22 protein-coding genes are annotated in these 19,361 nt (G+C 60.0%); 15 read left to right on the plus strand and 7 right to left on the minus strand.

The window, feature by feature from the left end:
• Positions 1-1,011, minus strand: a complete 1,011-nt coding sequence (gene dusA, locus AB8880_08990) for a tRNA dihydrouridine(20/20a) synthase DusA (protein ID XDZ65058.1) — start codon at positions 1,009-1,011, stop codon at positions 1-3.
• 140 nt (positions 1,012-1,151) lie between these two features.
• On the opposite strand from dusA, the gene AB8880_08995 reads away from it, so the two are divergent.
• Positions 1,152-1,367 carry a hypothetical protein gene (locus AB8880_08995; GenBank protein ID XDZ65059.1) on the plus strand — a complete coding sequence of 72 codons (216 nt, stop codon included), beginning with the start codon at positions 1,152-1,154 and terminating at the stop codon, positions 1,365-1,367.
• Positions 1,368-1,386: 19 nt separating this feature from the next.
• Here AB8880_08995 and AB8880_09000 read toward each other — a convergent pair whose 3' ends face one another.
• The 3 genes from AB8880_09000 to AB8880_09010 are packed head-to-tail and all read right to left on the minus strand — an operon-like array spanning position 1,387 to position 2,333.
• On the minus strand, positions 1,387-1,632 hold the full coding sequence (locus AB8880_09000) for a hypothetical protein (protein ID XDZ65060.1): 246 nt from the start codon (positions 1,630-1,632) through the stop codon (positions 1,387-1,389).
• Between the two features lie 16 nt (positions 1,633-1,648).
• Entirely contained in the window at positions 1,649-1,984 is a 336-nt protein-coding gene (locus tag AB8880_09005) for a DUF1491 family protein (protein XDZ65061.1), read from the minus strand.
• Between the two features lie 7 nt (positions 1,985-1,991).
• A complete protein-coding gene (locus AB8880_09010) occupies positions 1,992-2,333 on the minus strand; it encodes a DUF1674 domain-containing protein (GenBank protein ID XDZ65062.1) in 342 nt (113 codons plus the stop codon).
• Here AB8880_09010 and AB8880_09015 point away from each other — a divergent pair.
• Genes AB8880_09015 through purH form a run of 3 tightly spaced genes read left to right on the plus strand, consistent with a single transcriptional unit; the run spans position 2,332 to position 6,982 of the window.
• Complete coding sequence (locus AB8880_09015; GenBank protein ID XDZ65063.1) at positions 2,332-3,669, plus strand: RsmB/NOP family class I SAM-dependent RNA methyltransferase; 1,338 nt, start codon at positions 2,332-2,334, stop codon at positions 3,667-3,669. The genes AB8880_09010 and AB8880_09015 overlap by 2 nt on opposite strands.
• Before the next feature lie 2 nt (positions 3,670-3,671).
• Complete coding sequence (locus tag AB8880_09020) at positions 3,672-5,351, plus strand: heparinase II/III family protein (protein ID XDZ65064.1); 1,680 nt, start codon at positions 3,672-3,674, stop codon at positions 5,349-5,351.
• 47 nt (positions 5,352-5,398) lie between these two features.
• Positions 5,399-6,982 carry a bifunctional phosphoribosylaminoimidazolecarboxamide formyltransferase/IMP cyclohydrolase gene (gene purH / locus AB8880_09025; GenBank protein XDZ65065.1) on the plus strand — a complete coding sequence of 528 codons (1,584 nt, stop codon included), beginning with the start codon at positions 5,399-5,401 and terminating at the stop codon, positions 6,980-6,982.
• On the opposite strand, the gene AB8880_09030 is transcribed toward purH, so the two are convergent.
• On the minus strand, positions 6,979-8,115 hold the full coding sequence (locus AB8880_09030; GenBank protein ID XDZ65066.1) for an A/G-specific adenine glycosylase: 1,137 nt from the start codon (positions 8,113-8,115) through the stop codon (positions 6,979-6,981). The genes purH and AB8880_09030 overlap by 4 nt on opposite strands.
• A gap of 111 nt (positions 8,116-8,226) precedes the next feature.
• On the opposite strand from AB8880_09030, the gene AB8880_09035 reads away from it, so the two are divergent.
• The 8 genes from AB8880_09035 (at position 8,227) to AB8880_09070 (ending at position 15,784) form a co-directional block, all read left to right on the plus strand.
• Entirely contained in the window at positions 8,227-8,742 is a 516-nt protein-coding gene (locus tag AB8880_09035) for a DUF721 domain-containing protein (protein ID XDZ65067.1), read from the plus strand.
• Positions 8,743-8,833: 91 nt separating this feature from the next.
• Positions 8,834-9,511, plus strand: coding sequence for a thioredoxin domain-containing protein (locus AB8880_09040; protein ID XDZ65068.1), 678 nt, complete (start codon positions 8,834-8,836; stop codon positions 9,509-9,511).
• Positions 9,512-9,528: 17 nt separating this feature from the next.
• Positions 9,529-12,954, plus strand: a complete 3,426-nt coding sequence (gene smc, locus AB8880_09045; protein ID XDZ65069.1) for a chromosome segregation protein SMC — start codon at positions 9,529-9,531, stop codon at positions 12,952-12,954.
• 115 nt (positions 12,955-13,069) lie between these two features.
• Positions 13,070-13,537, plus strand: a complete 468-nt coding sequence (locus AB8880_09050; protein XDZ65070.1) for an AtpZ/AtpI family protein — start codon at positions 13,070-13,072, stop codon at positions 13,535-13,537.
• Positions 13,537-14,280, plus strand: a complete 744-nt coding sequence (locus tag AB8880_09055; GenBank protein XDZ65071.1) for a F0F1 ATP synthase subunit A — start codon at positions 13,537-13,539, stop codon at positions 14,278-14,280. Before AB8880_09050 ends, AB8880_09055 begins: the two co-directional genes overlap by 1 nt.
• Before the next feature lie 67 nt (positions 14,281-14,347).
• Positions 14,348-14,575 carry a F0F1 ATP synthase subunit C gene (locus tag AB8880_09060; protein XDZ65072.1) on the plus strand — a complete coding sequence of 76 codons (228 nt, stop codon included), beginning with the start codon at positions 14,348-14,350 and terminating at the stop codon, positions 14,573-14,575.
• Between the two features lie 92 nt (positions 14,576-14,667).
• Positions 14,668-15,285 carry a F0F1 ATP synthase subunit B' gene (locus AB8880_09065; protein XDZ65073.1) on the plus strand — a complete coding sequence of 206 codons (618 nt, stop codon included), beginning with the start codon at positions 14,668-14,670 and terminating at the stop codon, positions 15,283-15,285.
• 1 nt (position 15,286) lies between these two features.
• Positions 15,287-15,784 carry an ATP synthase F0 subunit B gene (locus tag AB8880_09070; GenBank protein ID XDZ65074.1) on the plus strand — a complete coding sequence of 166 codons (498 nt, stop codon included), beginning with the start codon at positions 15,287-15,289 and terminating at the stop codon, positions 15,782-15,784.
• Positions 15,785-15,867: 83 nt separating this feature from the next.
• On the opposite strand, the gene AB8880_09075 is transcribed toward AB8880_09070, so the two are convergent.
• Positions 15,868-16,368: a hypothetical protein gene (locus tag AB8880_09075; protein XDZ65075.1), complete on the minus strand. Its 501-nt coding sequence runs from the start codon at positions 16,366-16,368 to the stop codon at positions 15,868-15,870.
• A 98-nt stretch (positions 16,369-16,466) separates the two neighbouring features.
• Between AB8880_09075 and ispH the strand changes: the two genes are divergently transcribed.
• From ispH to rnhA, 3 genes are read left to right on the plus strand one after another with little or no spacing between them, the layout of a single operon-like run.
• Positions 16,467-17,432 (plus strand): 4-hydroxy-3-methylbut-2-enyl diphosphate reductase, encoded by a 966-nt coding sequence (ispH, locus tag AB8880_09080; GenBank protein XDZ65076.1) that lies wholly within the window; start codon positions 16,467-16,469, stop codon positions 17,430-17,432.
• Between the two features lie 3 nt (positions 17,433-17,435).
• Positions 17,436-18,401 (plus strand): homoserine kinase, encoded by a 966-nt coding sequence (locus AB8880_09085; protein XDZ65077.1) that lies wholly within the window; start codon positions 17,436-17,438, stop codon positions 18,399-18,401.
• Positions 18,401-18,841 (plus strand): ribonuclease HI, encoded by a 441-nt coding sequence (gene rnhA / locus AB8880_09090; protein XDZ65078.1) that lies wholly within the window; start codon positions 18,401-18,403, stop codon positions 18,839-18,841. Before AB8880_09085 ends, rnhA begins: the two co-directional genes overlap by 1 nt.
• On the opposite strand, the gene AB8880_09095 is transcribed toward rnhA, so the two are convergent.
• A complete protein-coding gene (locus tag AB8880_09095; GenBank protein ID XDZ65079.1) occupies positions 18,838-19,320 on the minus strand; it encodes a peroxiredoxin in 483 nt (160 codons plus the stop codon). The genes rnhA and AB8880_09095 overlap by 4 nt on opposite strands.
• Positions 19,321-19,361 lie beyond the last annotated feature (41 nt).

The following is a 19,361-nucleotide window of genomic DNA, read 5'->3' on the forward strand; positions in this document are numbered from 1 at the left end:
CTAGGCGGCATCCTGTTGCGCGTGAATTCTGGCTTCAAGCCGGTCGGTTGCCTCACGGATCACCCCCGCATCCGCGGTCTCCTCGCGGGCGTCTTCGGAAAGGGTGCGGCGCCAGGCCCGTGCCCCCGGCAAGCCTGACATCAGCCCCAGCATATGGCGGCTGATCGCAATCAGGCGGGTGCCCTTTTCCTGTTCCATTTCGGCATAATCCGCCATGGCCCGGGCGATGGCAAAACGATCGGCCCTGCCATCGCCCTGTATCGCCGCTGCCATGAGGGCGAGTTCATGCGGCGTCTGGTAGGCGGCGCGGCCGATCATCACCCCGGCAAAACCTTCGCCGAGGTCGCGCGCCGCATCGGCTCTGGTAATTCCGCCATTAAGCGAGAAACTGAGTTCAGGAAAGCTTTTGGCAAGGCGGGCGACGCGATCGTAATCGAGCGGCGGTATTGTCCGGTTTTCCTTGGGGCTGAGACCGTTCAACCAGGCTTTGCGCGCGTGGATGATGAAATGGCGAACACCGCTCGACGCCACGGTTTCGATAAATCGGTCCAGCCCCTCTTCGGGGTCCATGTCGTCAATGCCGATCCGGCATTTGACGCTCACCGGCCGGCCTTCTGCCGCGTCGATCATGGCCGCGGTCAAGGCCGCAACCAGCGCAGGTTCAGCCATCAGGCAGGCGCCGAAACGTCCGGATTTCACCCGGTCGGATGGACAGCCGACATTGAGATTGTATTCCATATACCCGTAAGGCCGGGCCAGTCTGATGGCGGCGGCAAGCGCTTCGGGATCCGCGCCGCCAAGTTGCAGGACCACCGCATCACCTGCCTCCTGATGATGGCCGCAGAGCAGGCGATCACGATCACCATGGAGGATGGCGTCGGCGGTCACCATTTCGGTGTAAAGCATGGCCGATGGCGCCAGCATCCGGTGAAAGACGCGGCAATGCCTGTCCGTCCAGTCCATCATCGGCGCGACGGCTAATCTGTGATGCTGGGCGTTGGCAAGGTTCATCAGCTCGGCTCCTGTGGGTGCACCATAAAGCATGGGCCCCGCGGCATCAAGCCGGACCAGATGCTTTACGATCGGTTCAGGATCGCCTAGGCTGATACAGGAGAGGGAGAAGCAACCGCCTTAATACAGGAGTACCCGCCATGCAAATCAATCAGGAAGTCAAGAAATGGGCGACCGACCTGCATATCTTTCTCTACAAGGCCGAAAAGTTCCTGCCGGAATGTTCGTCGGGAGATGAGTTCGTGGCAAAAGTGTTCGACACGTTTGAAAACAAGCCCCAGTTCCTTTCCAACGACGAATGCGAGGAAATCCTGCTCGAAGTCTGGAAAGCCCATGAGGATGGCCGCCTGAGCTGAAGTCGCGGGGCCTGAAACATCATCGCGGGGGCTGTTTTCCGCCCCCGTTCTCCTTGCGGCCTTGCGGCGGCTGGCGATGGGGAACATTGGCCGCCCGGTAGACAAGAAACATCCCGAAAAGGACAGCAACCGCATAAAACAGCACCGGCCAGGGACTGCCGAGCATGGTCTGGTGCAATCCGTCCTGGGCACAGATGAAGTTCTTTTTCATTTCCGATGCCTGCCCGGAGGCGCCGATGATCTCGCAGGCGGTCCGGTTATCCATGGCCATCCCTCCTCCCTCAGATATCGCGAAACGGGTTGCTTCCATTGACCGCATCAACGGCAATCACCCAGAGATCGGGATCATAGCGCTGTTCGCGATCAAGCCTGGCTTCGGCCTCTTCCGGGGCAAGCGGTTCGGTGCCGGTCACATCCTGCCATTGATAGGAGCCGTCGAGATCAAGCTGGCGCTGTTCGATCCGTGCCGTGCCGTCGGGGTAATCCAGCCGCACCAGAATTGACCCGGCCTCGGCATTGCCCCTTCGCACCAGAACCGCGGTGACCAAGAGCCGGTTGGCAAGCGCCAGCGCCGCCTTGACGGCCATATCGGAATTGAGCTGCGGCGGCGGCATCATGACACGATCAGAAATCCGTGCATCGCCCGCCCTTTTCCCAATCGCCGAAACGGGTGGGCTCGGGCCCCTTGCGCCCCCCATGTTCGTTCGGTTCTGCCTCGGCTGGATCAGGGGCAGGAGTCGATGGCGGCGGCAGGCCTTCATCATCAAACTGAAAATCGGGTGTGTCAGGGTTGCTTCGGATCATGGGAAGAATATGGGCAAGGGCGGGGCAAAAGGCAAGCATGCGGGCCTTTTTCAAGGTGATCTGCCCTATATTTCCGGTCTCGCCCGAGGGGTGGTTGCGGCGCCCCGAAAGGGGGGTCATGACGCTGGACAAGAGCTCCGGGGCAAAGGTATACAGCCTCATGACCAGATCATCCCGGTATCATCGCCGCAACCATCATCCCGCCATGCCCGCACGCCAGCTTGCCGCCGCCATCCTGAGGGATGTGTTGCAGCGCGGCCTGCCGCTCCAGCAATGCCTTGAAACCTCCGATTCCTACCAGAAACTGGACGGCCGCGACCGGCGGTTTGTGCGCCGTCTGGTGACCTTGAGTCTCAGGCATCACGGTCAGGCCAGAACCATCCTTGAAAAATATCTTTCGCGCCCTCCCAAGGGCCGTGACCAGATGGCCATGGTGATTCTGGCCATGGCGGCGGCGGAACTTGTCTGGGGGCAGGCAGAGCCCCATGCCAGTGTTGATCAGGCGGTACGCTTGATGCGTGATCACCGGATGGACCATCTCACCGGCATGGCCAACGCCGTCCTGCGCCGGGTTGTCGAGGATGCAGCAGAACTTGCCGCCGGAACAGATCCGTCCTGCAATGTTCCGGATTGGCTGATGGCGGCACTCCGCACCGATTGGCCCGGATATCATCATCAGATCATCGCAAGCCTGATGGCGCCGCCATCCCTCGATATCCGGCCCGTAAAGGATGCGGCGCATTGGGCCGAACTGCTTGGCGGCACCCGGCTCAGCCACGGATCTGTCCGTCTTGGCGATGGTCATGTGCCGGAACTCGAAGGATATCGCGAAGGTCACTGGTGGGTGCAGGATGCCGCCGCAAGCCTGCCCGCCACATTGCTTGGCGATATCCGGGGCAAGACCGTGGTGGATCTCTGCGCCGCGCCGGGAGGCAAAACCGCCCAGCTCTGCGCTGAGGGCGCCCATGTCATCGCGGTTGATGCGTCGGCTGATCGGCTTGAGCGTCTGCGCGAGAACATGAACAGGCTTGGCTTCTCGCCTCAGATCATCCAGGCGGACGGGATGAGCTGGACGCCGGATCAGCCGGTGGATGCGGTGCTGATCGACGCCCCCTGTTCGGCGACCGGAACCCTGCGCCGCCGGCCGGATATCTGGACCCATGACAAAGCCCCGGACCTTGACCACCTCAAGCATGTTCAACAGGGGCTTCTTGAAAACTCGGCAGGATATCTTGCCCCGGGCGGGGTTTGTGTCTATGCCACCTGCTCCCTTCTTAAGCGCGAAGGCGAGGATATCGCAGGCACGGCCCCGCCTGTCCTTGAGCCATGGGGCATTGAGCCACATGAGGCCCCGGGGTTTGTCCGCGCTCCATCTGATCAGCCTCATATGATGCGTCTTCATCCCGATGCGCTGCGTCTGGACACATCGGCGAATATCCCGCAAGGTAATGATGGTTTTTTCATCGCCCGTTTCACCCGAACGCCTGAGAGGGCCTGACCTTGCCTGATACCTGGTCCTTATCTTTTCCTGAGAGGCTTTACCGGCGCTCCGCCCTGTTTGAATGGCGGATCCGGCCAAAGACACGGACCCTGCCATCGCACTGGCAGCCTGCCGACATATGGCGCGGCGATGCGACCATAGGGCAGGTTCTTGCAAGCGGCCTCCATCCGGTTGAGCGGGTCGGCCCGGCCTGGCACCATTTCAACTGGCTTAGAGACATGCGGGAATTCGGCGGCAGCCAGTCCCGAACGCTGACCCGGCGACTGGTGCTTGACTGGATCAAGCGTGATGGCCGCTGGCACAAGGAGGTCTGGCATCCCAAGCCGATGGGAAGCCGGATCAAGGCATGGATCTTCACCTGGGGCTGGTTTGCGGCATCGGCATCGGAATCGCAGCAGCAATCCATGGTCCTGTCGCTGGCAACGCAACTGGCCTGCCTGCGGCGGGACTGGCATCGCATTCCGGATCAGGATGATCAGCTTCATGCCCTCTCGGCGGTGATACCGGGTATTCTCTTTCTCGATCAGGACGAAGATATCACCCCGCTTGCTTCAAGATATACCGACCTTTTGCATCAGCATCTGCTGGGTGACGGGTGCCATGCCAGCCGCCAGCCTGATCGCCATTTCGCGCATTTAAGATCCCTCATTGATGTCCGAACAGCCCTCGGGGCACGGATCAGCCTGACCGGCGATGAAACCGGCCATGCCAGCCTTTCAGCGGCCAGAAACTGCCTTGAATCCATCGACGATACGATCCTCCGCATGGGGGCAATTGGCCGGATGTGGCGGCACGCGGATGGATCGCTGATGAATATTCTGGGCAGTCTTGACACCTCCCTTGATGAAGTCGAGCAGATCCTGCAGCGTGCGGCACCAAGCGGGAAAGTGACGCATAACGCCTCGGATTCCGGTTTTATCCGCCTGACAAGTGGCCGGTCGGTTCTGCTGATGAATACCGGCATCCCCTCCTGGGCACTCAGCACCGCCATCGACCATGGAAGCCACAACGATGCCGGCGCGCTGGCCGTTGAGTTTTCCAACAACCAGCAACGTATTTTCATCAATGCAGGCCAGAGCCGGGGGCTTTATCGTGACCGGCCGGAACTGGCCACGGCACTTGCCGGAACCGCCGCCCATTCAACCCTGACCCTCGACAAGACCAATTCGGGCGACACGTCCGATCCGGGGGAGGCAGCCCGCCGGGCCATGGCCCGTGATGTGGAAATGGGCCCGGCACCCGGGGGGTTGCTCGCCGAAGCCTCCCATGACGGCTATGAGATGACTCACGGGATACGGCATCGGCGGCGGATTTTTCTGGCCACCGGCGGCCATGATCTGCGCGGTGAGGATACGCTGGTCTATACAGGCTCGCCGCGCGCCATCCCCACCGAAGCCGTCATCCGCTTTCATCTTCATCCACGGATATCGGCCAGCCTTTCCATTGGCGGCGATGTGCTGCTGCGCGTGCCCGGGGCGTCGGCATCCTGGGTTTTCAGGATGTCCGGGGCGAGACTCAATATCGAGGAAAGCATCATGCTCGGCCAGCGCGGCATCGAAAAAACCCGGCAGATCACCGCAACACTGCCGCTCAGCGATATCCGGTCGGTGAGCACGAAAGTGGTGAAATGGGCCCTGCGTCGCCAGACCGGACGCCGCAAAGCCGCGGAACAGACTTGACCCGGAAGACGCATGAAGGCAAGACACGCGAAAAAGAAAGCAGGATCATGACCAGAACATCCATCGCCAATGCCCTGATCTCGGTTTCAGACAAGACCGGCATCGCCGATTTTGCCCGTGAACTTGACGCCATGGGGGTACGGATCATCTCAACCGGCGGAACCGCGGCGCTCCTGGAAAAAGAGGGGATTGCCGTCACGCCGGTGAGCGACGTGACCGGGGCGCCTGAAATGATGGATGGCCGGGTCAAGACCCTCAACCCGATCATTCATGGCGGTATTCTGGCGCGCCGCGACATGAAGGATCATCTCGCCGCCATGGAGGAACACCAGATCCCCGAAATTGATCTTGTGGTGGTAAATCTCTACCCGTTCGGATCGGTGCTCACCCGAGCCGATGCCACGAGGGAAGAGCTGGTGGAAAATATCGATATCGGCGGCCCTGCCATGATCCGCGCCGCCGCCAAGAACCATGATTTCGTCACGGTTGTCACCGATGCCGATGCCTATCAGATCGTCCTCAATGAGCTCCGGGATGGCGGCGTTACAGAGGCAACCCGGCAATGTCTCGCTGCCCGTGCCTATGCCCATACCGCCTGTTACGACGCCGCCATCGCCGCCTGGATGCGAAACGACGGCCATGATGATACGCTGCCGCAATCACTGGCCATGGGCGGGATGAGGATTGAAACCCTCCGCTATGGTGAAAACCCGCATCAGGAAGCAGCGCTCTATCATCTCCCCGGCCGCACCTCCCGGGCCGGGGTGCTGACCGCAAGCCAGATTCAGGGCAAGCCGCTCAGCTACAACAACATCAACGACACCGATGCGGCGTTTGAACTGGTGGCGGAATTTGACGCCCCGAGCGTTGCGATCATCAAACACGCCAACCCTTCAGGCGTGGCCAGCCACGATGATATCCGAACGGCCTGGCAGCGCGCGCTTGCCTGCGACCCGGTCAGCGCCTTTGGCGGGATTATCGCGCTGAACCGCCCGCTCGAAGCCGATCTTGCCGAAGACATCACCCGTCTCTTCACCGAAGTGGTGATTGCCCCCGGCGCAACCGCGGATGCAAAAGCCGTCATGGCCGCCAAACCCAATCTCAGGCTGCTTGTCACCGATGGCATGCCGGACCCGGCCGAGGCGCGGCTGATGATCCGTTCGGTCAGCGGCGGCTTCCTCGCCCAGAGCGCCGATACAGGCCAGATAAGCGAAACTGACCTTGAATGCGTGACCCGACTCAAGCCCAGCCCCGGGCAGATCACCGATATGCTGTTTGCCATGCGCGTGGCCAAGCATGTCAAATCGAACGCCATCGTCTATGCCAGGGACAGCGCCACGGTTGCCGTGGGCGCGGGCCAGATGTCGCGGCTTGATTCAAGCCGGATCGCCGCCCAGAAAGCTGCCGATCTTGCCCGCGAGGCCGGGTTTGACGTATCGCCGATCATCGGCTCCGTGGTCGCGTCCGATGCCTTCTTTCCCTTCCCGGATGGCTTGCTCGCCGCGGCCAGCGCCGGGGCTACGGCGGTTATCCAGCCAGGCGGATCGATGAAGGATGATGAGGTCATCGCCGCCGCCGATGAGGCCGGGCTTGCCATGGTTTTCACCGGGATGCGGCATTTCCGGCATTAAGACTTGAGAATTCCGCCTGCCCGGGCGACCTTGCGCATCACCGTCGGCAGCGCAATATCCGAAAGCTCGGCCAGCGGCACCCAGCGCTGGGCCGGCGCAAGTTTCAGCCCCCCGGGGTCCGCGTCAAGGCAATGGATCGTGAGGATGACGCGAAAATGGCTGAACACATGCTCGACATTTGTGTTGAGCCGCCGCCCCTGCCCCAGCGCCGCTATAAGCCGGCCGGCGGAATTGTCCGCCGAAAGAGGATAATCCCGTATCGATGATGTGCCATCGGGCCAGTTCGTGCCGGGGAACATGTCCATCCCGCCAAGCATGCCTTGATCGGCCCGGGTTTCCACCAGCACATGGCCTTTGCCATCTAGCACCAGCACCGCCGTGCCATATCTCTCGGGCCGCGGGGCTTTTGCCGGCTTGACCGGATATCCTTCGGGATGTTGATCCCGCCCGAGGCAGGTTGCGGCAATCGGGCAGGACTGGCAGTCCGGGCGCGACAGTAAATCCGCCTTTTTCCGGGCCGGGGTGCAGATCATGGCGCCGAGGTCCATCATGGCCTGGGCAAAATCACCTGCTCTCGTCTCAGGGGTGAGGTGGTCCATGACAGCGGCAATTTCCTTCTTTGCCCCGGGCAGCGGCGTTGCGATGGCCTGCCAGCGTGCCACCACCCGCTCGATATTTGCATCCACCACGACCGCGCGGCGGCCAAAGGCAATGGCCGCAATCGCCGCCGCCGTATAAGGCCCGATGCCGGGCAGTGTGCGCAAGCCTTCTTCGGTATCCGGAAAGACACCGCCTAATTCCCTTGAGACCATACCCGCCGTCTTGTGGAGGTTGCGGGCCCGGGCGTAATAGCCGAGACCGGCCCAGGCAGCCATCACCTCATCCCGCGGGGCGGCGGCAAGAGCGTGGATATCAGGCCAGCGATCGGTGAAAAGCCGGAAATATCCCTTCACGGTCGCCACCGTCGTCTGCTGAAGCATGGTCTCGGAAAGCCAGACCTCATAGGGATCTGCCTGCTTGCCCGGCGCTGCCCGCCAGGGCAGATCACGCCTTTCCTTGTCATACCAGTCAAGAAGACGGCCCGCCGCTTCAGGGCTTCGATCTTCAAGGGTTGCGGCGCTCGGTACTGGCATGTGCGGATCAATTTTCTGGTCTGGAAAGATGCGCTGTCATGCTACAATCCCACCAGTGGCAGCACAACAGGCATGCGACCTTGAAAACACCCCCCCGGAGGAAGACCTGGCATGGAGCAAGGCCGGAACAACTCAAAACGTGGCAACAGAGCCGCCCGGTTGAACACCATCACCTCTCGCCTGCTCAGCCCGGCCCTGCGGTCCCGCGGGATCACCATGGGCCGAATCGTCACGGAATGGAAGAAGATCGCCGGCCCATGCGCGGAATGGTGCGATCCCATGACAATTCAGTTTCCCAGGGGGCAGTCCAGCAAAGGCACGCTCACCTTGGCGGTGGTCCCGGGGCGTGGGCCTGAAATCCAGATGCAGATCCCCGAGATCATCCGCAACTGCAACGCGGTCTTCGGCTATGCCGCGCTTGAGCGAATCACGATGACACAGGGAAGATTTGATAAAGGAAAGCCCGCAACTGCAACAGAACCGCCCCGCAGGCTTTCCCCCGAAGATGCTTCAAGCGTCGCTGAAACCGCCCCTGCCATTGCCGGAATCCGCGACGATGGCCTGCGTAAAGCCCTTGATAACCTTGGCAAGTCGCTCACCGGTGACGCGCCGAAAGACAATGGGTGAACCGCCGCCGGAAACAGCGCTTCCGAAATAGCGACCAGGCACCTGATCAATTCCATGGACAGGGCGGATACCCATACTCTATGATGTGGCCATGATGAAAACACCTACAGCATATAGAATTACCGCCAAGGACCACCGCGGGCCGGATATCTCCCTTTCCCGCCGCCAGATCCTGGCCATGGGCGGGGCCGCGCTCATCTTTGCCGGTACAGGAACCGGCGGGGCACATGCCGCCATTGACCTTGAGGCGGCGCTGGCACCACGCATCTACGGCAATCCTGATGCGCCGATCCATATTGCCGAATATTTTTCGATGTCCTGCGGTCATTGCGCCAATTTTCATCTCCAGACCTATCCGAAACTGAAAGCCGAATGGATCGATACCGGCAAGGCAAGATTTGAGTATAGAGACTTCCCCTTGCGCGGGCCTGCAATCTACGCCCATGCGCTGGCCCGTTCTGTCCCCGCCGAAGCCTATGAGAACATGATCGATATTCTGCTCCGGCAGCAGCAGACATGGGCCGGCGCCGATGATCCGGTATCCGCCCTTGCCCGGATTGCCCGGATCGCCGGGATCGGCAACGACGCCTTTGTTGAGATTATCCAGAACAGACCCTTCCTCGAAGGCATTGTTGCCATTGCCCAGAAAGGTTATGAAACCTGGGAGATCAATTCCACACCAAGCTTTGTCATCAATGATCAGGACGTGATCCGCGGCGATAAGGGATATGATGATTTCGTATCCGCTCTGCGCGGGTTTTCCACCTAAATACCAGGATTACAGCCTTGATATTCACCCACCTGAAAATGACCGGGTTTAAATCCTTTGCTGAACCAGAGCATATCAGCATTGAGGACGGGCTGACCGGTATTGTCGGCCCGAATGGCTGCGGCAAATCCAACATTGTGGAAAGCCTGCGCTGGCTGATGGGGGAAAGCTCCGCCAAATCCATGCGCGGCGGCGAGCTTGAAGATGTCATTTTCGACGGCACCGCCAGCCGCCCGTCACGAAATTTTGCCGAAGTCACCCTGACCATCGATAATTCCTCGCGCAAAGCGCCGGCCTCGCTGAACGATTCAGATGAGATTGAAGTCACGCGCCGGATTGATCGCGGCAAGGGCTCGCAGTTCCGCATCAATGGCAAGATTGCCCGGGCCAAGGACGTGCAGCTGCTCTTTGCCGATATGGCAACCGGACCACGTTCGAGCGGTATTGTCAGCCAGGGCAAGGTGGACGCGCTGATCAACGCCAAGCCCCGTGACCGGCGAAGCCTGCTTGAAGAAGCCGCCAATATCCGGGGGCTGCATCAGCGCCGCCATGAGGCCGAACTGCGCCTCAATACCGCCGAAACCAATCTCGACCGGCTTGAGGATATTCTCATTCAACTGGACGAGCAGAAAGCATCGCTCATCAAACAGGCACGGCAGGCGGCACGATATCGTTCCGTTGCCGACCGGATCCGCAAGGCCGATGCCCATCTGCTGCTGGCCAGATTTACCGCAACCCTAGGACGCGTCGACCAGACCGAAACGCTGCTTCGTGAAGCCGAACGTCTGGCCGCGCAGGCAGCCGAAGATGCCGCGGCCAGGGCCCGTTTGCGCAATGATGCCGCCGATGCCCTGCCGCCCCTGCGCCAGACCGAAGCCGAGAAAGCCGCCGAATTGCAGCGCCTTACCCTTGCCCGGACCGAACTTGACAATGAAGAAGCCCGCGCGCTCAGGGCAATGGAAGATGTTGAGCGGCGGCAGACCCAGATCACGACCGATATCAGCCGTGAGAACCAGCTTCTTGCCGATGCCGAGGAAGCCCTTGCCTCTCTCCGCGCCGAAGCTGAACGCATCACCGCCGATGATCAAACCGATGCCCCCCGGCTTGCCGACGCCGCCGAAGCCCTGAAAACGGCGCGCAGCGAAGCCGATGAGGCGGAACGTGCCCTTGCCGATGCCGCCGCGAAAAACCGCGCCGTCGAACGTGAGACAGAAAACATCAACCGCAGGATAGAGGAACTTTCCCGCCGTCTTGGCCAGATCGAAGAGAATCAGGCTGAAATTGACATCCCCCGGCTTGAGCGCGACGCCGCTTCCGCATCGGAAATCCGCCGCAAGGCCGAAGAAGATGCAGGTTCGATCAAGGCCCTGCTGGCCGAAGCCGAAACCCGCACCGAGGCGGCGCGCATCACCGCGGCCACCACCATGGACAGCCGCAGCAACGATACAGAAGTGCTGGCCCGGACCAGAGCCGAGGCCCAGGCGCTCAAGTCGCTTCTCGCGGTCGGTGAAGTGTCCGAAAAAACACCCGTATCTCAGGATGTCAAAGTGGATAAGGGCTTTGAGGATGCGCTGGCCGCCGCCCTCGGGGATGGTCTTGCCGCCCCCCGGGGACAGGACCGGAACGGATATTGGCTTGAGGCTGGCACCAGCCAGGATGCCGGTTGCCCTCTCGGGGCATCGCCGCTGACAGATCACCTTTCGGCACCGAAAGCACTTGATGCGGCGCTGTCCGGGATCGGGATCGCCCGTGATGCCGCCGAGGCTGAAAAACTTCAACCCGGGCTGAAACCCGGCCAGGCGCTCACCACACGCGAGGGAGGACTCTGGAGATGGGATGGATTTGTTCAGCCCGTCGGATCGGAAACCGCCGCCGCCCAGCGGCTTCGCCAGGAAGCCAGACTCCGCGAACTCGAAGATATCCTGCCAGGAATCGAGGCGAAGGCCGAGACCGCGCAGCAGCAACTCGACGCCGCCATTGAGGCCCGCAAGGCAAGCGAAGCGGAAAGCCTGCGTCTTCGCGATGACGAACGCCGGCTGGATCAGCACCTGCTGAACGCGGTACGCGACGATGAAAAAGCAGGCTCGGCCCTTGCCGCGGCGCGCCAGCGAATCGACGAACTTGAAAATGCCCATCGTGAAGCCAAGCACGCCCTCGCCGAAGTGGAAAAGGAAGCGCAGGATATCCGCGATGTCGCCGCGCTGGCCGAGGCGGTTGCCCGGGCCACGCAAACGGCCGAAGAAAAACGCCAGCAACTCGCCGATGCCATGGGCGCTGAACGCAGCATCCGCAACGCAAGATCCATGCGCGAGACACGCCGCAATGAAATCATGCGCGAAACCGCCTCCTGGACCGAACGCCAGCAGGGCGCAGGCAAGCAGCTCGAAGAACTTGCCCGGCGTCAATCCAGCGCCGTAGCCGAAGCCGAAACGCTGGCCGGAATGCCCGAAGAGATCCGCCGCAAACGTGAAGATCTGGCCGACCTGATCGAAAAAGCCGAAGACGCGCGGCGCAAGGCGGCGGATCTCCTTGCCGAAGCGGAAACCCGGCTTCGCCTTGCGGATGAAGCCGTGCGCGGGGCGGAATCGGCCCATGCCCAGGCCCGCGAGGAAACCATCCGCTGCGAATCCCAGCGCAATCTTCATCTCCAGGAACAGGCAACACTGGTCGACCGGATCAGGGAAAGGCTCAACGCAAGCCCCGATGCGCTGGCGGAGATCGCCGGGCTCAAGCCCGATGAGATGATCGACACCACCGATGATGCCATCGCCGTGCTCGAACAGCGCCATGAGCGGCTGATCCGGGAGCGCGAGAATGTCGGCCCGGTCAATCTTCGCGCCGAAGACGAGATGAAAGAGGTCGAAGAACGCATCGCCGGCATTGAGACCGAGCGTGATGACCTTATCGCCGCCATTGCCAAACTGCGTACCGCCATCAATCAGCTGAACCGTGAAGGCCGCGAACGTCTCTTGAAAAGCTTTGCTGACGTGAACCGTTATTTCGGCACGCTCTTCAACACCCTTTTTAACGGCGGCACCGCCGAGCTCAGCCTGACCGAAGAAGAAGATCCCCTCGAAGCGGGGCTGGAAATCCTGGCAAGCCCCCCCGGGAAGAAACTGCAGTCGCTCTCGCTGCTTTCCGGTGGCGAGAAAGCGCTGACCGCCATCGCGCTGATTTTTGCGGTCTTCATGACCAACCCTTCACCGATCTGTATTCTGGATGAGGTTGACGCCCCGCTCGATGACAGCAATGTCGCGCGTTTCTGCGATATTCTTGAGCAGATTTCCGACAAAACAGGCACGCGATTCATCATCGTCACCCACCATCGCCTGACCATGGCCCGGATGGATCGTCTTTATGGCGTTACCATGGAACAGAAAGGAGTGAGCAGAGTCGTCTCCGTTGATCTGCAACACGCTGAAAAGTTTGATAAATCTGCCTGACCTCATCAATATGAGACACTATGCCCCACAAAGGGGGCACCTAAGGCTTGACAGGGTGAGCCGCTATCCCTAATTTGACGGCGTTTTGGCAAGCCTGAAACATAAGCCTTGATTAGTGCTTGAAAGGGGTGGCACGAAAATTTCCCGGTCCAGTCAGCCAGACGCCAAGGAAGGCCGTTCCAGCAAACGGCAAGATGAGGCAGAGCTTAATGATCTGCGTTCACGCCTTGACCGCGCTGAAAAAGCCAGGAAAGCCACCACCGAGAGCAGACGTAATCGAGCCGCATTGCCAGCCGAAGCCATGGCGCTTGTAGGCCGGATAGCAACGGAGATCGTTGCCGGAGTTGCGGTAGGCGGGTTTCTCGGGTGGATGCTGGACACCTGGCTTGGAACATCGCCGATCTTCATGATCGTCTTGTTCTTCCTCGGTGCCGGGGCTGGCATGCTGAACATCTGGCGTATGGCCACCGGCCATGGGCTTAAAGTTGGGTATTTTGATCAGGTTGACCCGGAAAAGGATATGCCGGTCGATCGCATGGGGAAAAACTCCCCGGAAACGGATGAAGACAGGAAAAGCGACTGATGCATTCACCGGTTGAACAGTTTACGATCAAGGCTCTTTTTCATCTTCAGCTTTTCGGCTTTGATGTTTCCTTTACCAATTCCGCGCTGTTCATGCTGCTGGCCGTGATGGTGAGCGTTGCTTACCTCACCTTTGCCATGCGCCGCCGGGAAATGGTGCCGGGGCGTCTGCAGGCTTCGGCGGAAATGCTCTATGAATTCATTTCCGAGATGGTGCGCAGCAATGTCGGCAACGAAGGCCGCCCCTATTTCCCCTTCATCTTCACGCTGTTCGTGTTTCTGCTTTTCGGAAACATGCTGGGCCTGATCCCGTATTCCTACACATTCACCAGCCAGATCGTCGTGACCTTTGTTCTGGCGGCGGTGGTTTTCGTCGGGGTGACGCTTGTTGCCCTGATCAAGCATGGCACCCATTTCTTCAGCTTCTTCATTCCGCCGGGCGCGCCGAAAGCGCTGGTCCCGTTCCTCATCATCATTGAGGTGATCTCCTATTTTGTTCGTCCGGTCAGCCTTTCGGTTCGACTTTTCGCCAATATGCTCGCCGGCCACACGATGCTGAAAGTCTTTGCCGGTCTCGCCGTGATGATCACCGGCGCAGGCGGTGTTGCCATGGCCGGTTCCGTTCTGCCATTTCTCGCGCTCATCGGCCTTACCGGGCTTGAAGTGCTTGTCGCCGGGCTGCAAGCCTATGTTTTCACCATTTTGACCTGTATGTATCTGAACGACGCGTTGCACCTGCACTAGGGGGCGCATCCGAATCCGCCATCTGGCGGGAATTGACCAACATGACAATCTAGGAAGGATCTGTATCATGGAAGCTGAAGCTGCAAAACTGATTGGTGCTGGTATCGCCGTACTCCCGCTGCTTGGGGTTGGTATCGGTATCGGGAACATCTTCTCCTCGCTGGTGAACTCCATCGCCCGCAACCCGTCGGCTCGTAACGACGTCTTCGGGATCGGCATTCTGGGCTTTGCCCTGACCGAAGCGATCGCGCTGTTCGCTCTTGTTGTTGCACTGCTGCTTCTGTTCGTATTCTAGGATTGCTGCCGGGCGCGGGAATTTCTTCCGCGCCTCCAGCACCCCCTTTCGGGGGATGAACGTTGAACAGACGCACGAACAGGATGCTTGATATGGCAAGATCGGCAAAATCCGGCAAATGGCTTGGTCATCTGGGCGCAAGCCTGGTGATGGCAGGAGTTTCCCTGCCTGCCCGGGCGGCTGGCGGCGAGGAAAGCGGCGGCCTGCCGCAGCTTGACCTGACAACCTGGCCGACACAGATTTTCTGGCTCATCGTGACATTTGCGCTTGCCTATGTGCTGATGTGGCGGATCGTTACCCCCCGCATTGCTTCGGTGCTTGAAGACAGACATGCGCGTCTCGATGGTGATATGCAGCGGGCACGCACCGCCGCAGATGAAGCCGAAGAGATGCGTCTTTCCTATGAAAAGCAGCTGGCTGATGCACGCGCCAATGCCAGCGAGAAGACACGGACCACCCTTGCCGAAGCCCAGGCCGAAGCGGATAAAAAGAACGCGGCTGTCGCCCGGAAACTTGCCACCAAAATCAGCAAGGCGGAAACCCGGATCATGGAAGCACGCGATACCGCGCTCAACGAACTGGATGACATTGCTGCCAGCAGTGCCATAGACGCCGCCGCCGCCCTGACCGGGATCAAGATCACCAAGACCGATGCGAAAAAAGCGGTCAAGGCGGCAGCTAAATCCATGCCAGCCATGATGGAGCAGTAACATGGATGCCTCACACGCTCCCTTGATCAATGAAGGTGTATGGGTTGCCATATCCTTTGTGGTTTTCGTGGCCCTGATCTGGAAACGTGCCGGATCAGCCATGGCGGAAATGTTTGACAAGCGCGCAAGCGAAATCCGCGCCAATCTTGAAGAAGCCCAGCGTCTCCGCGAAGAGGCCCAGGCCGAACTCAAGAAATATCAGCGCATGAACAGGGAAGCCGCCGAAGAAGCTGAAAAAATCACGGCCAATGCCATGGCAGCCGCAGAAATGATCCGCGCCAACGCCGAAAAGGCGGCAGAATCGGCGATCAGGCGCAAGGAAGAACAGGCCACGGCCAAGATCAAGGCCATGGAAGCTGAAGTCGTTGCCAGCCTGCGCAACAGGGCGGCTGAACTCGCCACCCGCGCGGCCACCGATCTCATCACCAGCAAGATGGATGAAAAAACATCCCTCAAACTGGTCTCATCCGATATCGACCGTATCAAGAAACTCGGCTGACAGGCCGGGCCCATGCCGAAACAACCCGCCGGATGGCGGGTTTTTTCATGCCTCATGTTATGATTGAAATCCGGGAGGCCTGATCATTCTGCGGCGGACACAGCCCGCCCCAGCCCCATGACAACACGCGTTCCCGAAGGCACATTTGTCCTGAAAACAAAGGTTGGCCGGGATTTGACCGAACGGTCAGCAATGAAAGCTTCTTCGCTGAACACATAACGGGAGACCACCTCATCCTTGTCATCAACAAAGGCAAGCGTGACATCAAACGGAACCCGCTCGGTCTTGTTCCAGTTTTCCGGGGCACGTTTGAGCATCAACCCGAGATCCACTTTCATCGCATAGCCATCGCGGCGCGGGGTGCATTCGGCGCTGACCCCGTTGAATCTGATGGTGACCGGATGCTGGAGATCGGCACCGATCGTCACCACCTTTTCCGCCCCCCCGGCCACAGCGATATCCGGGCAGGCAACGATTTCTGGCTGAAAAGCCGAGCATCCGGCCATCAACCCGGCCACCAGGCATGTCGGCAAGACAGCAGCGGTGCGGAATAGGGAGAAAGGCGGGCGGGAAATCTTCATCATGGGGTCTGCCACTCAAATCTTCGGAACGGGTATGACAGTAGACGGTTTTCAGGGCGGTTTCAAGTTGACCTTACGCCAAACTTGAAGCAGAACAGGGCATGGCCATGACAGTACATCATATCCCGTCCCAGCCCGTCCAGATACGCCTTGCCGCGCCGCGCGGTTTCTGCGCCGGTGTTGACCGCGCCGTCCGGATCGTGGAGGTTGCGCTTGAAAAATTCGGCGCGCCTGTCTATGTCCGGCATGAGATCGTGCATAATCGCCATGTCGTGGATCGCCTTGCCGGGATGGGGGCCGTCTTCGTGAAAGACCTTGATGAAGTGCCCGAAGGTGCACCGGTTGTATTTTCCGCCCATGGCGTTGCCAAAAAGGTGGTGGCCGAAGCCGAACGCCGGCAGATGATCGCTGTTGACGCCACCTGCCCGCTGGTGACCAAGGTACATATCGAAGCCCACCGGCATGAACGTGACGGCGCCCATATCCTGCTGATCGGCCATCACGGCCATCCGGAAGTCGAAGGCACGCTTGGCCAGGTCCCCGAAGGCACCATGACGCTGATCGAGACGCCGGAGGATGCTGAAACAGTTACCATCCCCGATGGCACTTTTCCTGCCTTTGCCACCCAGACGACACTTTCGGTGGATGACACGGCGGAGATTATCGGCATCCTCAGGCGGCGGTTCCCGGAGATCAGGGGGCCGCGTGGCGAGGATATCTGTTACGCGACCACCAATCGCCAGCAGGCGGTCAAAGCCATTGCCGATGGCGCGGATATGGTGCTTGTTGTCGGGGCGTCGAATTCATCGAACTCAAGGCGCCTTGTTGAAGTCGCGCTGCGTGCCGGCGCAAAGGATGCCATGCTCATCGCCTCGGCCATGGAAATCGACCATGACAGACTGGACGGCGCGCGCATCATCGGCGTATCGGCAGGTGCGTCCGCGCCTGAAATCCTCGTCGAAGAGGTGATCGCGCATCTCACGTTGAGATACGGGGCTTCGGTCAGGGAAGTCGAAACCGTCCGTGAAGACATCATCTTCAACCTTCCAGCCGCGCTCCGGGATTGACAGATGGCTGTTTACACCCGCGTTGATGAAAACGACCTCACCGCTTTCCTCAACACCTATGATATTGGTGAGGCCACCAGCTTTTCAGGGATCACCGAAGGGGTTGAGAATTCCAACTACCGGCTGATCACCACGAAAGGCGCCTTTATTCTCACCCTTTACGAAAAGCGTGTCAGGACAGAAGATCTGCCGTTTTTCATCGGGCTGATGGCGCATATGGCAAAAGCCGGGATCACCTGCCCGGAGCCGGTGGCCGACCGGGATGGACAGGTGCTCAAAGAGCTCAACGGCAAAGCCGCTGCGATCGTGACCTTTCTGAGTGGCACATGGAATGCCAGCCCTTCCGCCGCGCGATGCCGGGCGGCGGGGACAATGCTTGCCCGGATGCATCTGGCGGGCGGGGATTTCTCCCTTGAGCGTCAGAACGCGCTCAATGCCGGCGCCTGGCAGCCGCTTCTTCAATCCGCCGGCCGTGATGCGGTGAATACCGTGCGGCAGGGGCTGTACGATGAGGCAAGCAGCAGACTCGATGCGATCCTCGCCGACTGGCCTGATGATCTGCCCCGGGGGGTGCTCCATGCCGATCTCTTCCCCGATAACGTGCTTTTTGTCGGCGATGACGTAACCGGGGTGATTGATTTCTATTTTGCCTGCAACGACATGCTCGCCTATGACCTTGCCATCATGCTCAACGCCTGGTGCTTTGAAGCCGATGGCAGTTTCAACATCACCAAATCACGTCAACTGATCGATGGATATCAGTCCATACGGCCGCTCAGCGCCGGCGAGATCGCTTCCATTCCGGTTCTTTGCCGCGGCTCGGCCATGCGGTTTTTCCTGACCCGGCTTTATGACTGGATACACACGCCGCCGGATGCGCAGGTCCGTCCCCATGATCCGATGGCCTACTGGAAGCGGCTTAATTTCCATCAGCAGGTCAAGACACATCAAGGATATGGCGTAAGATAATGGCAGCGCCGGTGATGATCTATACCGACGGATCCTGCCTCGGCAACCCGGGTCCTGGCGGCTGGGCGGCAATCCTCGTCTATGGGGAGGCCGAAAAAGAGCTCAGCGGCGGGGAGGCCGATACCACCAATAACAGGATGGAGCTGATGGCGGCCATTGCCGCGCTTGAGGCGCTGAAGCGGCCGGTGGCCTGCACCATCACCTCCGACAGTGTCTATCTTAAAGATGGCATCACCAGATGGATCAACGGCTGGAAGAAGAACGGCTGGATGACGGCGGCAAGGAAACCCGTCAAGAACAGGGATCTCTGGGAACGGCTGGATGAAGCGCTGGCGCGGCATGACGTCAGCTGGGCATGGGTCAAGGGCCATGCCGGTCACCCCATGAACGAGCGTTGCGATACCCTTGCCCGGGCTGAAGCCGAGCGTATCAAGGGCTAGAGATGCTTCAGCACATGTTCGGCGGATGAGATTTCAAACGCCCCCGGCTCTTCGATAAAGATATGGGTGACGACGCCATCTTCGGCGATCAGCGCCATGCGGCCAGCCCGGATATTGCCGAGCACCGGCGTTTTCACCACCAGTATCCCCATCGCCTCTGCCGCCATCCCCTCCGGGTCTGCCAGCATGTCGATCCTGCCCTCGGCGTTGCTGTCACGCCCCCAGGCCTGCATGACATGCGCATCGTTCACCGCAAGGCAGCCGATAGCGTCAACCCCCTTGTCATGGAACGATACCGCCATTTCGACGAACCCCGGAAGGTGACGCGCCGAGCAGGTAGGCGTAAAGGCACCCGGCACGGCGATCAGCACCACCTTGCGCCCTTGCCCCCAGTCTTTTAACGAGGTTTCCTTGATCCCTTCATCCGTCTTGATATGGATGAGCGTATCGGGCAGCGTTTCGCCAGCAGAAATAGACATTGCGGGGGCTCCATTCAGGATTGATTTCTCTTTCGAACAAT

The sequence above is a fragment of the Alphaproteobacteria bacterium LSUCC0684 genome (genome assembly GCA_041228335.1).
Taxonomy (GTDB): Bacteria; Pseudomonadota; Alphaproteobacteria; order Puniceispirillales; family UBA1172.

Coding starts and splice junctions, on each gene's coding strand:
- dusA (XDZ65058.1), bottom strand. CDS start 1,011: ATGAACCTTGCCAACGCCCAGCATCACAGATTAGCCGTCGCGCCGATG.
- AB8880_08995 (XDZ65059.1), top strand. CDS start 1,152: ATGCAAATCAATCAGGAAGTCAAGAAATGGGCGACCGACCTGCATATC.
- AB8880_09000 (XDZ65060.1), bottom strand. CDS start 1,632: ATGGATAACCGGACCGCCTGCGAGATCATCGGCGCCTCCGGGCAGGCA.
- AB8880_09005 (XDZ65061.1), bottom strand. CDS start 1,984: ATGATGCCGCCGCCGCAGCTCAATTCCGATATGGCCGTCAAGGCGGCG.
- AB8880_09015 (XDZ65063.1), top strand. CDS start 2,332: ATGACCAGATCATCCCGGTATCATCGCCGCAACCATCATCCCGCCATG.
- AB8880_09010 (XDZ65062.1), bottom strand. CDS start 2,333: ATGAGGCTGTATACCTTTGCCCCGGAGCTCTTGTCCAGCGTCATGACC.
- purH (XDZ65065.1), top strand. CDS start 5,399: ATGACCAGAACATCCATCGCCAATGCCCTGATCTCGGTTTCAGACAAG.
- AB8880_09030 (XDZ65066.1), bottom strand. CDS start 8,115: ATGCCAGTACCGAGCGCCGCAACCCTTGAAGATCGAAGCCCTGAAGCG.
- AB8880_09035 (XDZ65067.1), top strand. CDS start 8,227: ATGGAGCAAGGCCGGAACAACTCAAAACGTGGCAACAGAGCCGCCCGG.
- AB8880_09040 (XDZ65068.1), top strand. CDS start 8,834: ATGATGAAAACACCTACAGCATATAGAATTACCGCCAAGGACCACCGC.
- AB8880_09055 (XDZ65071.1), top strand. CDS start 13,537: ATGCATTCACCGGTTGAACAGTTTACGATCAAGGCTCTTTTTCATCTT.
- AB8880_09060 (XDZ65072.1), top strand. CDS start 14,348: ATGGAAGCTGAAGCTGCAAAACTGATTGGTGCTGGTATCGCCGTACTC.
- AB8880_09065 (XDZ65073.1), top strand. CDS start 14,668: ATGGCAAGATCGGCAAAATCCGGCAAATGGCTTGGTCATCTGGGCGCA.
- AB8880_09070 (XDZ65074.1), top strand. CDS start 15,287: ATGGATGCCTCACACGCTCCCTTGATCAATGAAGGTGTATGGGTTGCC.
- AB8880_09075 (XDZ65075.1), bottom strand. CDS start 16,368: ATGATGAAGATTTCCCGCCCGCCTTTCTCCCTATTCCGCACCGCTGCT.
- ispH (XDZ65076.1), top strand. CDS start 16,467: ATGGCCATGACAGTACATCATATCCCGTCCCAGCCCGTCCAGATACGC.
- AB8880_09085 (XDZ65077.1), top strand. CDS start 17,436: ATGGCTGTTTACACCCGCGTTGATGAAAACGACCTCACCGCTTTCCTC.
- rnhA (XDZ65078.1), top strand. CDS start 18,401: ATGGCAGCGCCGGTGATGATCTATACCGACGGATCCTGCCTCGGCAAC.
- AB8880_09095 (XDZ65079.1), bottom strand. CDS start 19,320: ATGTCTATTTCTGCTGGCGAAACGCTGCCCGATACGCTCATCCATATC.